The 12,975-nt window shown below is 61.4% G+C and carries 11 protein-coding genes; 6 read left to right on the top strand and 5 right to left on the bottom strand.

Annotated features, from left to right (window positions below):
* Nucleotide 1 precedes the first annotated feature (1 nt).
* Nucleotides 2–1,465, top strand: coding sequence for a glyceraldehyde-3-phosphate dehydrogenase (locus M1E16_RS18265; protein ID WP_305500011.1), 1,464 nt, complete (start codon nt 2–4; stop codon nt 1,463–1,465).
* Between the two features lie 187 nt (nt 1,466–1,652).
* Here the strand turns inward: M1E16_RS18265 and tcuC are convergent, their stop codons facing one another.
* On the bottom strand, nt 1,653–2,951 hold the full coding sequence (gene tcuC, locus M1E16_RS18260; RefSeq protein WP_458128071.1) for a tricarballylate/proton symporter TcuC: 1,299 nt from the start codon (nt 2,949–2,951) through the stop codon (nt 1,653–1,655).
* A 228-nt stretch (nt 2,952–3,179) separates the two neighbouring features.
* Here tcuC and M1E16_RS18255 point away from each other — a divergent pair, with 228 nt between their 5' ends.
* Together M1E16_RS18255 and sthA are read left to right on the top strand one after the other, a co-directional pair.
* Nucleotides 3,180–4,166: an FAD:protein FMN transferase gene (locus tag M1E16_RS18255; protein WP_458128070.1), complete on the top strand. Its 987-nt coding sequence runs from the start codon at nt 3,180–3,182 to the stop codon at nt 4,164–4,166.
* Between the two features lie 367 nt (nt 4,167–4,533).
* Entirely contained in the window at nt 4,534–5,928 is a 1,395-nt protein-coding gene (sthA, locus tag M1E16_RS18250) for a Si-specific NAD(P)(+) transhydrogenase (protein ID WP_245142796.1), read from the top strand.
* Nucleotides 5,929–5,970: 42 nt separating this feature from the next.
* On the opposite strand, the gene M1E16_RS18245 is transcribed toward sthA, so the two are convergent.
* Together M1E16_RS18245 and M1E16_RS18240 are read right to left on the bottom strand one after the other, a co-directional pair.
* A complete protein-coding gene (locus M1E16_RS18245; RefSeq protein ID WP_003199672.1) occupies nt 5,971–6,693 on the bottom strand; it encodes a glycerophosphodiester phosphodiesterase in 723 nt (240 codons plus the stop codon).
* Between the two features lie 2 nt (nt 6,694–6,695).
* A complete protein-coding gene (locus tag M1E16_RS18240) occupies nt 6,696–7,286 on the bottom strand; it encodes a PilZ domain-containing protein (RefSeq protein ID WP_305500019.1) in 591 nt (196 codons plus the stop codon).
* Between the two features lie 94 nt (nt 7,287–7,380).
* Between M1E16_RS18240 and M1E16_RS18235 the strand changes: the two genes are divergently transcribed.
* The 3 genes from M1E16_RS18235 to M1E16_RS18225 all read left to right on the top strand — a co-directional run bounded on the left by M1E16_RS18235 (nt 7,381) and on the right by M1E16_RS18225 (nt 10,629).
* Nucleotides 7,381–8,631, top strand: a complete 1,251-nt coding sequence (locus M1E16_RS18235) for a lipoprotein-releasing ABC transporter permease subunit (RefSeq protein WP_305500020.1) — start codon at nt 7,381–7,383, stop codon at nt 8,629–8,631.
* A gap of 7 nt (nt 8,632–8,638) precedes the next feature.
* A complete protein-coding gene (gene lolD / locus M1E16_RS18230) occupies nt 8,639–9,322 on the top strand; it encodes a lipoprotein-releasing ABC transporter ATP-binding protein LolD (protein WP_162843734.1) in 684 nt (227 codons plus the stop codon).
* A gap of 62 nt (nt 9,323–9,384) precedes the next feature.
* Nucleotides 9,385–10,629: a lipoprotein-releasing ABC transporter permease subunit gene (locus M1E16_RS18225; RefSeq protein WP_434629769.1), complete on the top strand. Its 1,245-nt coding sequence runs from the start codon at nt 9,385–9,387 to the stop codon at nt 10,627–10,629.
* 160 nt (nt 10,630–10,789) lie between these two features.
* On the opposite strand, the gene M1E16_RS18220 is transcribed toward M1E16_RS18225, so the two are convergent.
* Nucleotides 10,790–12,142 (bottom strand): heavy metal sensor histidine kinase, encoded by a 1,353-nt coding sequence (locus M1E16_RS18220; protein ID WP_458128069.1) that lies wholly within the window; start codon nt 12,140–12,142, stop codon nt 10,790–10,792.
* Nucleotides 12,139–12,819, bottom strand: coding sequence for a heavy metal response regulator transcription factor (locus M1E16_RS18215; protein ID WP_434629774.1), 681 nt, complete (start codon nt 12,817–12,819; stop codon nt 12,139–12,141). The genes M1E16_RS18220 and M1E16_RS18215 overlap by 4 nt, the downstream gene beginning before the upstream one ends.
* Nucleotides 12,820–12,975: the final 156 nt, after the last annotated feature.

Below are 12,975 nucleotides of genomic sequence, written 5' to 3'. Positions count from 1 at the left end.
CATGTGGAAGGTTACCGTGACTCAGAAGCCCGACCAGTGTCTTGGTGAATGGATTGATCGTGAAGCACTCGCAGAAGCGATGATCCCTCTCATCGGTCAGCTCTACCGCAATAACAACGTGGTGAGCTCGATCTATGGCCGCAGCCTGATCAACCAGTCTGTCATCGCGATCCTCAAGGCCCACCGCTTTGCTCGCCACCGTTCTTCCGACGACAGCGAACTCTCCGTCCACGAAACATTCCCCCTGCTCAAGGCGATGAGCGAGCTCAAGCTCGGCGCGGCCTCGGTGGACCTGGGCAAGCTGGCGTTCAAATTCCGTAACGAAGCCAATGGCCGTAGCGCCGAACAGTTCGTGCGCGAAGAAATGGCTGACGTGGTTGGTCAGCAGAACGCTTCGGCTCGTAAAGGTACCGACGTGGTCCTGTACGGCTTCGGTCGTATCGGCCGTCTGCTGGCGCGTATCCTGATCGAGAAAACCGGTGGTGGCGACGGCCTGCGCCTGCGCGCCATCGTCGTGCGCAAGGGCGCCGAGAACGACCTGACCAAGCGTGCCAGCCTGCTGCGCCGCGACTCGGTGCATGGTTCCTTCAACGGCACCATTACCATCGACGAAGAAAACAACACCATCACCGCCAACGGTAACCTGATCCAGGTGATCTACGCGAAGAACCCGACCGAGGTGGACTACACCCAGTACGGCATCAAGGACGCCCTGCTGGTGGATAACACCGGTGTATGGCGTGATGCCGATGGCCTTGGCCAGCACCTGGCCTGCCCGGGTATCGACCGCGTTGTCCTGACTGCGCCTGGCAAGGGCAAGCTGAAGAACATCGTTCACGGTATCAACCACACCGAAATCACCGCTGACGACAAGATCATCTCCGCCGCTTCCTGCACCACCAACGCCATCGTGCCGGTGCTCAAAGCCGTGAATGACAAGTTCGGCATCATCAACGGTCACGTCGAAACCGTTCACTCGTACACCAACGACCAGAACCTGATCGACAACTTCCACAAGGGCGATCGCCGTGGCCGTAGCGCCGCGTTGAACATGGTCATCACCGAAACCGGTGCCGCCACTGCTGCCGCCAAGGCCTTGCCTGAGCTCGCTGGCAAGCTGACCGGCAACGCGATCCGTGTGCCGACGCCGAACGTGTCGATGGCCATTCTCAACCTGAACCTTGAGAAAGCCGCCACTCGTGAAGAGATGAACGAGTACCTGCGCTACATGGCGCTGCACTCCGACCTGCACAAGCAGATCGACTTCGTCAACTCGCAGGAAGTGGTGTCCACTGACTTCGTCGGTTCGCGCCACGCTGGCGTTGTCGACGCCGAAGCGACCATCGTCCAGGATAATCGTGTTGTCCTGTACGTCTGGTATGACAACGAGTTCGGCTACAGCTGCCAGGTAGTTCGCGTAATGGAAGACATGGCTGATGTGAATCCGCCTGCGTTTCCGCGCTAAGCCTTAGCTGCAAATGAAAGCGCCCCGACTTGTCGGGGCGTTTTTTTGGGGCTGGGTTTTTGCGGTGCTTGGGGCTGGCCTCTTCGCGAGCAGGCTCGCTCCCACATTGGACCGCATACATCAGCAACAACTCGGTCAACTGTGGGAGCGAGCTTGCTCCGGGCGGCGATCCGACGATGATGATTTATCAGGCACCACCCACTACAGAGGCCTGCGCCGTGCGCAGCTCATGCCGATTACCCTTGAACAGTACCAAGGTCGCAATCAACCCCAACACCGCCGCACCACTGAGCCAGATCCCCGGCGCCGCTTTGTTATCCAGCACATGGATCAGATAAGTACAGGCCGCCGGCGTGAACCCGCCGAACGTTGCCGTCGCCAGGCTATAGGCCAGGGAAAAGCCAGTAGTACGCACTTCAACCGGCATGATTTCCGTCAGGGCGACCACCATGGCGCCGTTGTACGATCCATACAGGAACGACAACCACAGCTCGACGATCAGTAAATGGCTGAAGCTGGGGTTCGCTACCAGCCAGGACAGCGCCGGGTAGGCGGTCAGGATCGCCAGGATTGTCGCAGCCAGCAGCAGCGGTTTGCGCCCGATCTTGTCAGAAAGCGCGCCCATGACCGGCAGCCAGAAGAAATTCGACAAGCCGATACACACTGTGACCAGCAGCGCATCCAGCTCCGACAGGTTGAGCTCAGCCTTGCCAAATGTCGGCGTGTAGGCCGTAATCAGGTAGAACGACACCGTAGTCATCACCACCAGTGCCATGCCGGCCAGGACAATGCCGAAGTTCTGGCCAATGGAGCGGACGATTTCCGACAGGGTAGGGCGGTGTTTCCTCGCCTGGAATTCCGGCGTTTCTTCCAGCGAGCGGCGAATTACAAAAATGACCGGTACGATCAGGCAACCGATCAGGAACGGCACGCGCCAGCCCCATTCGCCCATTTCCTGCGGGCTCAGCCAGTGATTGAGGCCAACCCCCAGCAGACCGGCAAAGACCACGGCGGCCTGTTGGCTGGCAGACTGCCAACTGACAAAAAAGCCCTTGCGCCCCGGCGTAGAGATTTCCGCCAGGTACACCGAGACCCCACCGAGTTCCACGCCTGCGGAAAAGCCCTGCAGCAATCGGCCCAGCAATACCAGCAGCGGCGCCGCCACGCCCAACGTGGCGTAACCCGGTACACAGGCGATCAGCACCGTGCCGGCGGCCATCATCGCGAGGGTGATGATCAGGCCTTTGCGCCGGCCGTGACGGTCGATGTAGGCGCCAAGGAAGATCGCGCCCAGCGGACGCATCAGGAACCCGGCGCCGAACGTGGCCAGTGACAGCATCAGCGAGGCGAAGGCACTGTCGGTCGGGAAGAACGTCTTGGCGATGGCCGTGGCGTAGAAGCCATAGACCATGAAGTCGAACATCTCCAGGAAGTTGCCGCTGACAACGCGAAAAATCGCCTTGCCGTTGCTCGTGTTGGAAGGCATGTGTAGGTACTCACTCTGGCAATCTTGTATGAAAGCGCTGCAATCCATGTGGGAGCGAGCCTGCTCGCGAAGGTGGTGTGTCAGGCACCTTGACGTTGATCGGTCCATTGCTTTCGCGAGCAGGCTCGCTCCCACAGGGTTTTTTTGCATGCGCTGGAGCCCATAATGGCCGGCGTGGTTTTGTGGGGAGATGAAGATTTGTTAACTGGACGATGGATTGGGCTTGTGATGCTGGCCGGCGTTGTGTCCGGCTGCGGCCAGGGCGATACCCTGGAACGCTTCGATGGCCCGACCATGGGCAGCCGTTATTCCGTCCAGTACGTCAGGCATGCCGCCACGCCCGGTCCGAACGTGGTGCAGGCCGAGGTAGGAAAAATTCTCGCCGAAGTGGATCGGCTGTTTTCCACCTATCGCAGCGATTCGGAAATCGAGCGCTTCAATGCGCTGCCTGGCGGCAGTTGCCTGACCATGCCGGGACCTGTGCTTGAACTTGTCCGGGTGGGTGAGCAGCTATCTTCGCAAAGCCATGGTGCGTTCGATCTGACGGTGGAGCCTTTACTGAACCTGTGGGGCTTCGGCCCGCAATCCCGGCGAGAGGCGGTGCCCAGCGCCGAGGCCCTGGCCCTGGCGCGACGACAGGTTGGCCATGGCTACTTGCGGATCGAAGGCAATCGGTTATGCAAGGACGCCGCGGTGGAAGTCGATTTCAACAGCATCGCGGCGGGTTATGCCGTCGACCGCATCGCCGCGAAGCTCCAGGCTTTGGGCATCGACAGCTATCTGGCCGAGGCCACCGGTGAACTCAAGGCTGTCGGGCACAAGCCGGATGGATCGGCCTGGCGCATCGCCCTGGAAGAGCCTCGGAACGATCGGCAAATGGCTGAGCGTGTCATCGAGGTCAACGGCTACGGGGTTTCAACGTCGGGCGACTATCGTAAATATTTCGAGCAGGGCGGCAAGCGTTACTCCCATACCTTTGATGCGCGCACCGGGGCGCCGGTCCTACACAACCTGGCGTCGGTCACGGTAATTCATCCTTCAGCGATGTTGGCCGATGGACTATCGACGCTGTTGCTGATTCTCGGTCCCGAAGAGGGTTGGGACTATGCCCAGGAGCACGGCATCGGAGTATTTTTTGTGCTGCGCGATGGAGAGCGTTTCGTCGTACGCACAAACGATGCGTTTGAACGGATGGTCGGCGGAAAAACCCAATGATGACGATGAGCTTGTTCAGCGCTGTACTCGTGGCGAGGGAGCTTGCTCCCGCTTGAGTGCGAAGCGCTCACAAAAGGGGCCGCTGCGCAGCCCAGCGGGAGCAAGCTCCCTCGCCACGATGATTCAGTTGAACTTGAGATGATTGTCACGCAATGCTGACAGGGTTATGAAAGCCCACCTGTGGCGAAATAGCGCAGGCAAAACTAGCCTACGACGCGACCAAGGGGTAATGTGCGCGGCGTTGACGCTTCTATAGACTGTGGCCGGGCGCGTGAACCGGTCCCAAATTGTTCCTTCATGCCGCCGGCCGGCATGATTTAGCCGTCGGTGCCAACTGTGGCATCGCGGCCTGTTCTGAGGAGTACGCATGGCTGTCTACAACTACGACGTGGTGGTACTGGGTTCCGGCCCGGCGGGGGAAGGTGCGGCAATGAACGCCGCCAAGGCAGGGCGCAAGGTGGCGATGGTCGACAGCCGTCGGCAGGTTGGCGGCAACTGCACCCACTTGGGTACCATCCCGTCCAAGGCCTTGCGTCACTCGGTCCGGCAGATCATGCAGTTCAACACCAACCCGATGTTCCGGGCAATCGGCGAGCCGCGCTGGTTTTCCTTCCCGGACGTGCTCAAGAGCGCCGAGAAGGTGATTTCCAAGCAAGTGGCTTCGCGTACCGGCTATTACGCCCGCAACCGTGTGGACGTGTTTTTCGGCACTGGCAGCTTCGCCGACGAGCAAACGGTCGAAGTGGTCTGCGGCAATGGCGTAGTCGAGAAACTGGTGGCCAAGCACATCATCATCGCCACTGGCTCGCGTCCGTATCGCCCGGCGGACATCGATTTCAACCACGCACGTATCTACGATAGCGACACGATCCTGAGCCTGGGGCATACCCCGCGCAAACTTATCGTCTACGGTGCCGGCGTGATCGGTTGCGAATACGCCTCGATCTTCAGCGGCCTGGGCGTGCTGGTGGAACTGGTGGACAACCGTGGGCAGTTGCTGAGCTTCCTGGACTCGGAGATTTCCCAGGCCCTGAGCTACCACTTCAGCAACAACAACATCACCGTGCGCCACAACGAGGATTACGAGCGCGTCGAAGGCGTGGACAACGGTGTGATCCTGCACCTCAAGTCCGGCAAGAAGATCAAGGCCGACGCCTTGCTCTGGTGCAACGGCCGCACCGGCAACACCGACACCCTGGGTCTGGAAAACATCGGCGTGAAGGTCAACAGTCGCGGCCAGATCGAAGTCGACGAGAACTACCGCACCTGCGTGCCGAACATCTATGGCGCCGGTGACGTGATCGGCTGGCCGAGCCTGGCCAGTGCCGCCCACGACCAGGGCCGTTCGGCCGCCGGCAGCATCGTCGACAACGGCAGCTGGCGTTTCGTCAATGACGTGCCGACCGGCATCTACACCATTCCGGAGATCAGCTCGATCGGCAAGAACGAGCAGGAGCTGACCCAGGCCAAGGTGCCTTACGAGGTCGGCAAGGCCTTCTTCAAGAGCATGGCGCGGGCGCAGATCGCCGGCGAGCCGCAAGGCATGCTGAAAATCCTGTTCCACCGCGAGACCCTGGAGGTGCTGGGCGTGCACTGCTTCGGCTACCAGGCCTCGGAAATCGTCCACATCGGCCAGGCGATCATGAACCAGCCGGGCGAGCTGAACACGTTGAAGTACTTCGTCAACACCACGTTCAACTACCCGACCATGGCCGAAGCCTATCGGGTAGCGGCCTACGACGGGCTCAACCGGCTTTTTTGAGCGGCTCCGGCCGGTGGCCTGAGCCGGCCGGGGAGACCGATTTCAGCAATTCTCGAGGGTGGCGGTGGCCAAACCGGGAAAGTCTGTAATCAGGCTGTCAGCGCCAAAGTCGGCGAGCCTGCGCATGAGCGCGGGCTCGTTGACGGTCCACACCGACACATGCAACCCCTGGCGCTGCGCCTTGATCAGGCGTTCCGGCGTGCACAGGGTCCAGTTCAGCGCCAGAATCTCACAGCCATAGCTCTGGGCGACCTTCAACGGGTCGAGCCAGGCGTATTCGGCGACCAGTCCACGGGAAATGTCCGGAGTCAGATCCAGCGCGGCCTTGAGCACTTCCCGGGAACTGGAAGTGATGGTGATTTTGTCCAGCAGGCCGAAGCGCTGGGCCATTTCACGGATGCCCAGTACGGTGGCGGCGGCGCGGGTGCGTGAGGCGCTTTTCACCTCCAGTTGCCAGTGCTCGAAATCACACTTCTCGAACAACTCTTCCAGGCGTGGAATCGGGCACGGCTTGATCCAGCCCGGGCCACCCTTGCGCGCGTCATAAGTCACCAGTTCAGCGGCGGTGTGTTCGACCACCTTGCCCCGGCGATCGGTGGTGCGCTTGAGGGTCGGGTCATGGATCACCATCAACTCGCCGTCCATGGACAGGTGCAGGTCCAGCTCGCAACGGCGTACGCCGTGCTTGAGGCATTCCTGGAAACCGGTGAGGGTGTTTTCCGGTGCTTCGCCCTTGGCGCCGCGGTGGCCATAAATGAGGGTCACGGTTATTCCTTATCGATGCCAGATTCGTTCAGTTCCCGGGCCAGGCGCCGTTCCTGCGCCTGCTTCTGCAGGATGTAGCGGGCCAGCAATTGGCGCTGGGCGTCGGTCGGGTGCTCAAACTCGGTGCCTACGTCATAACCGTTGCCCTTGGGGTCGCAATGGGTGACGCGTGCGCGCAACAACAGCCCCAGGGCCTGGGGCATCAGCACCAGCTTGACCGACAGGTGCGCGCCGACGGCAATGGCGCTGGGGTATTGGAAATCGATGCCGCCTTCGGAAATGATCACCGGCTGGGGATCGCCGATTTCGCCGAGCACCGTTACGGCGATGACCTGGCTGAGCAGGTCGATGCGTTTGTTCATGGCCTTGAGGTAGGCCGCGATGCTGCGCTCGCGCTCGCTGATCTGGCGCAACAGGTGTTGTGATTCGAACTCGCTCAGGTGCAGCTCGCTGAGCAGGTTGAACAGTGGGGACTCATCCTGCAACACTTCCTGGCTGGCTGCTTCAGGAATGGACAGGGGCCGAATTTCCAGTGCGATCGTGTCCTCGATACGGTAGTATTCGCGGCGATCTTCTTCATCTAATGTCGACATGGCGAACCCATGGTAGCGGCGGTGGTCTGAGTGTAAAGCTGGTTTGTGACCCCCGCCACAAGGACGTTCCTTTTCCCTCCGAACAAGCCCCGACATGTTCAGACCTCTCTTCGTATTCATCGGCACGCGTTATACCCGTGCAAAGCGTCGCAATCATTTCGTATCGTTCATTTCCCTGACGTCCATCATCGGCCTGGCCCTCGGCGTGGTCGTGATGATCGTCGTGCTGTCGGTCATGAACGGCTTCGACCATGAAATGCGCACCCGCGTGCTGGGCATGGTGCCCCACGCGACCCTCGAAACCGGCGAAGCCATCAGCGACTGGCCAAGCCTGGCCGCCAAGGTCAAGCAGAACCCGCAGGTGTTGGCCGTTGCGCCTTTCACCCAGATGCAGGGGTTGCTGACCAACGACGGCAAGGTCTCCAAGGTCTTGCTCAATGGCATCGATCCCGGGCTGGAGCGGCAGGTGTCGATCATCGACAACTTCATGCGGCAGGGCAAACTCGACGACCTCGCGCCGGGCAGCTTCGGTATCGTGATCGGCGACAAGGCGGCGACCAAGCTCGGCGTGGCCATCGGTGACAAGCTGACGTTTGTCGCGCCGGAAGTCACTGTCACTCCAGGCGGCATGTTCCCGCGCATGAAGCGCTTCACCGTGGTCGGCATCTTCCATGTCGGCGCCGGCGAGCTGGACGGTTACCTGGGGGTGACCAACCTTCAGGATCTCGCGCGTCTGCATCGCTGGAAGCCGGATCAGGTCCAGGGCCTGCGGTTGAAGTTCGATGATCTGTTCCAGGCGCCGCGCGTGGCGTGGAACATCGCCCAGCAGCTCGGCGAAGACCGTTATTACGCCCGCGACTGGACCCGCACCCACGGCAACCTGTACCAGGCGATCCGCATGGAAAAAGCCATGATCGGCTTGCTCCTGTTGCTGATCGTCGCCGTGGCGGCGTTCAACATCATTTCCACGCTGGTGATGGTGGTGAACGACAAGAAAGGCGACATCGCCATCCTGCGCACCCTCGGCGCCACGCCGGGGCAGATCATGCGGATCTTCATGGTCCAGGGCACCGTCATCGGCGTCATCGGCACGTTTGTAGGCGCCTTGGTAGGGATGTTCGCCGCACTGAATGTCAGCGCCGCGATTGCCGCCCTCGAAGGGCTGATCGGGCACAAGTTTCTCAACGCCGACGTGTACTTCATTGACTACCTGCCCTCGCAGTTGCAGGCCGATGACGTGTTGATGGTCTGCGGCGCCGCGTTGATCCTGAGTTTCCTCGCCACCCTGTATCCAGCCTGGCGTGCCGCGCGCACCCAGCCGGCGGAGGCGTTACGTTATGAGTGAGTCGGGCATGAGTGAAAAAGCAATCTTGAGCTGCCGCAACCTGGGCAAGTCCTACGAGGAAGGCCCGGAATCGGTGGTGGTGTTGTCGGGCCTGCAACTGGAGCTGCACCCCGGTGAGCGCGTGGCGATCGTCGGGACTTCCGGCTCCGGCAAAAGTACCTTGTTGAATTTGCTCGGTGGCCTCGATACGCCGACCGCTGGCAGCGTCTGGCTGGCGGGCGAAGAGCTTTCGGCGCTGAACGAAAAGGCCCGCGGCCTGTTGCGTAACCGCTCCCTGGGCTTCGTCTACCAGTTCCACCATCTGCTGCCCGAGTTCACCGCGCTGGAAAACGTCTGCATGCCGCTGTTGATCGGCCGCACCGCAATTCCCGAAGCCCGCCAGCGAGCTACGGCGTTGCTGGAGCGCGTGGGACTGGGCCATCGTCTGGAGCACAAGCCGGCCGAGCTGTCCGGCGGCGAGCGCCAGCGCGTGGCGATTGCCCGGGCCCTGGTCAACAAGCCTGGGCTGGTGATGCTCGACGAGCCGACCGGCAACCTCGACTCCCACACCGCGCAAGGCATCCAGGACTTGATGCTGGAACTCAGCACCTCGATGCGCACGGCGTTCCTGGTGGTGACCCACGACATGAACCTGGCCCGGCAGATGGACCGCGTCCTGCATTTGCAGGAAGGTTGCCTGACGCCGATCTGACCGACCGAAACCCGGTAGCTGATACGGCGCCGGGTCTTTTATTTTCATACGGTGCCCAGCGAATGTTCAGACCGTTATCGATTTTCATCGGCACGCGCTATACCCGCGCCAAGCGCCGCAATCGTTTTGTCTCGTTCATTTCCATGACCTCGATGATCGGCCTCGCCCTTGGCGTGTTGGCGATGATTGTCGTGCTGTCGGTGATGAACGGCTTCCAGCGCGAAATGAGCTCGCGCATCCTCGGCATGGTTCCCCACGCGACTATCGTCGGCGTCAACCCGATCGACGATTGGCAACCGGTGGCCGCCGCGGCATTAAAAAATCCTGAAGTGACGGCTGCGGTGCCATTCACCGAGATGGAAGGGATGCTGAGCCATAAAGGTTCGATGCAGCCGATCCAGATCAGCGGCGTCGATCCGGCCCAGGAAGGCAAAGTGTCGATTGTCGCCCAGCACATCGTCCAGGGGCGTCTCGATGCCTTGAAGCCCGGCGAGTTCGGCGTGGTGATCGGTGAGATCACTGCCCGACGCTTTCGCTTGAATGTCGGCGACAAGGTCACCTTGATCGTGCCGGAAGTCAGCACCGCGCCGGGGGGCATCACCCCGCGGATGCAACGACTGAATGTGGTGGGGGTGTTCAAAGTCGGCGCCGAGCTGGACGGTTCCATGGCGCTGATTCACTTGGCCGACGCCGCGCAGATGCAGCATTGGCAACCGAACCAGGTACAGAGCGTGCGTCTGGCGGTGAAAGATTTATACGCGGCGCCGAAAGTCTCCGGTGACATCGCCAGCGGGCTTGGCGCGGCCTACAAGGCTGACGACTGGACCCACACCCAGGGCAGTCTGTTCAGTGCGATGAAAATGGAAAAAACGATGATCGGCCTGTTGCTGTTGATGATCGTCGCGGTGGCGGCGTTCAACATCATCGCCACGTTGATCATGGTGGTGAACGACAAGGGCGCGGACATCGCGATCCTGCGTACCATCGGCGCCACGCCGCGACAGATCATGGCAATCTTCATGGTCCAGGGCACGGTGATCGGCGTGGTGGGCACGTTGATCGGCGGGGTGCTGGGGGTGATTGCGGCGTTGAATGTCAGCGCGCTGGTGGGTTGGCTGGAAAGGGTCAGCGGCCAGCACATTTTCAGTTCCGATGTGTACTTCGTCAGCAACCTGCCGTCGGAACTGCAGCGTGGCGACGTGCTGCTGATCTGCTCCGCCGGGTTCATCCTCAGCTTCCTCGCCACCGTATACCCGGCCTGGCGCGCGGCGAAGATCGAACCTGCGCAGGCGTTGCGGTATTCCTGATAACGCGGGAAGCCCCCGTGGCGAGGGAGCTTGCTCCCGCTGGGCTGCGCAGCAGCCCCAAAAGCGGCGGGCTTATTATGGATGATGTGCAGACTTGCAGATTTTTTGGGAGCGCTTCGCACTCCAGCGGGAGCAAGCTCCCTCGCCACAGGGTTTTGTGTCAGGGCTGACCGGCCTTGGGCAACTCGATCACGAACCGCGTCCAGCCATCGGCCGATTCACAGCGGATATCCCCGCCATGGGCGCGGATGATGGAGCGGGTAATGGCCAGCCCCAGCCCGGCGTGTTCACTGCTGCCTTCCTGGCGAGCCGGGTCGGCGCGGTAAAAACGGTCGAACAGGCGCGGCAGCAGCGCCGCCGGAATTTCCCCGCCACTGTTTTCCACATCGATGCGCACAGTCTGCGGCCCGTCGACAATCCGTATCCGCACCTCGCCACCACCGGGGCTGAAGCGCAGGGCGTTGTCCAGCAGATTGGACAGCGCGCGACGCAGCATGCTGCGATCGCCCTCGATACGTCCGTTCCCTTCGCGGCTCAGCTTTACCTCGGCGTCTTCGGCCAGTGGCGCGAAAAACTCCAGCAGCAGGTCCGTTTCCAGCGCCAGCTCCAGCGGTTCGCGCTGGACGGCCAGCAAGCCATGGTCGGCCTTGGCCAGGTAAAGCATGTCGTTGACCAGTTGCGCCATCCATTGCAGCTCTTCGAGATTGCTGTGCAGGGCTTCGCGATAGTCGTCCAGCGAGCGTTCGCGGGTGAGAGTGACCTGGGTATGGGTCAGCAGATTCGACAACGGCGTACGCAGCTCATGGGCGATGTCGGCGGAGAAGGCAGAGAGGCGCTGGAAGGCATCGTCGAGGCGTCCAAGCATGTCGTTGATGCTGTGGGCCAGTTCCGCCAGTTCGGCGGGCATGTGTTCTTCTGGCAGTCGAGCATTGAGCGAACGTGCCGAGACGCTGCTGGCAATGGCGCCCATACGGCGCAGGGGGCGCAAGCCACGCCGGGCGGCCCAGGCGCCAAGCAGGGCGGTCGCCAGCGCCGAGAGGCCGACGGTCAGCCAGATCAGACGTTGCATGCGTTGCAGGAAATGCTGGTGGTGGGTGATGTCCAGCAGCAGTGCCAGTTGGGGCGAATCCGCACGATTGGGATCCAGCGGCGCGTTTAATACGCGGTAGTCATTGTCGGTGTCGTTGAGGGTCGACAGGCCGGGCCGTTCAGGCACCTGGACCGGCAGGCGGATCGAGCTGTCATGCCAGCGCACGCCATCGCGGTCCTTGATGCGCAAGGCAAGGTCCGGCTGGCGGCTCAACTCGTCCGCCAGGCGCGCCTCGGGGTTGGGGCCATCTTGCAGGGCGCGGCGCACGCCAGTCAATTTGGCTTCGAGCAACTGCTGGTCCAGTTCGATGAAGTGCGCCTCGCTGCCGCGGCTGAACAGCACGCCGGCAAACAACGACACGATGGCGGTGCAGGCGGCGAAAAGCAGCGCCAGCCGATTGCTCAGCGACCATCGGCGACTCACAGGTTGCGCTCTTCAAGGACATAGCCCATGCCGCGCACGGTGTGGATCAGCTTGTCGGGAAACTCGTCGTCGATCTTGATCCGCAGACGCCGGATCGCCACCTCGATGACATTGGTGTCACTGTCGAAATTCATGTCCCAGACTTGTGAGGCAATCAACGACTTTGGCAATACCTCGCCTTGGCGCCGCAGCAGCATCTCCAGCAGGGCGAATTCCTTGGCGGTCAGGTCGATGCGTTTGCCGCCGCGTTCTACCCGGCGCCGGATCAAGTCCAGCCGCAGGTCCGCCAGTTGCAGGCTGGTTTCCTGGGCCGCCGAACTGCCTCGGCGCAGCAGGCTGCGCACCCGGGCCAGCAGTTCGGAAAAGGCGAAGGGCTTGATCAGGTAATCATCGGCACCCAGTTCCAGGCCATGCACACGATCCTCTATCGCATCCCGCGCGGTGAGAAACAGCACCGGCGTGTCCAGCCCGGCGCCGCGCACCGCTTGCAGAATCTGCCAGCCATCGCGGCCGGGTAGCATCACGTCAAGAATCAACAGCGCGTATTCACCGCTCACGGCCAGTTGCTGGCCGGTGCTGCCATCAGCCACCAGATCGGCGTTGAACCCGGCTTCGCTCAAACCTTGGCGCAGGTACTGGCCGGTTTTCAGTTGGTCTTCGACGATCAGCAGTTTCATGGTCGGGCTCAAGGCTGTGTTTGAACGTGGGCGTTATACCGTGGTGCATGGTGTCATGGGGCAAGCTGACAAAGTTGTAATGCAACTGTAAGCCAGTTGGCGGAGCAAGCGCTCAAGGAAACCGGAAAGGCTGGTAGAATCCGCTGATTCTTCAGT

The sequence above is a fragment of the Pseudomonas sp. Z2-11 genome (assembly GCF_054161305.1).
This window is presented reverse-complemented; position numbering and strand designations above follow the sequence as displayed.

What these genes read in the sequence shown, in the direction of transcription:
- M1E16_RS18265 (WP_305500011.1), top strand. Translation starts at nt 2, where the DNA reads ATGTGGAAGGTTACCGTGACTCAGAAGCCCGACCAGTGTCTTGGTGAA.
- tcuC (WP_458128071.1), bottom strand. Translation starts at nt 2,951, where the DNA reads ATGCCTTCCAACACGAGCAACGGCAAGGCGATTTTTCGCGTTGTCAGC.
- M1E16_RS18255 (WP_458128070.1), top strand. Translation starts at nt 3,180, where the DNA reads ATGCTGGCCGGCGTTGTGTCCGGCTGCGGCCAGGGCGATACCCTGGAA.
- sthA (WP_245142796.1), top strand. Translation starts at nt 4,534, where the DNA reads ATGGCTGTCTACAACTACGACGTGGTGGTACTGGGTTCCGGCCCGGCG.
- M1E16_RS18240 (WP_305500019.1), bottom strand. Translation starts at nt 7,286, where the DNA reads ATGTCGACATTAGATGAAGAAGATCGCCGCGAATACTACCGTATCGAG.
- M1E16_RS18235 (WP_305500020.1), top strand. Translation starts at nt 7,381, where the DNA reads ATGTTCAGACCTCTCTTCGTATTCATCGGCACGCGTTATACCCGTGCA.
- lolD (WP_162843734.1), top strand. Translation starts at nt 8,639, where the DNA reads ATGAGTGAAAAAGCAATCTTGAGCTGCCGCAACCTGGGCAAGTCCTAC.
- M1E16_RS18225 (WP_434629769.1), top strand. Translation starts at nt 9,385, where the DNA reads ATGTTCAGACCGTTATCGATTTTCATCGGCACGCGCTATACCCGCGCC.
- M1E16_RS18215 (WP_434629774.1), bottom strand. Translation starts at nt 12,819, where the DNA reads ATGAAACTGCTGATCGTCGAAGACCAACTGAAAACCGGCCAGTACCTG.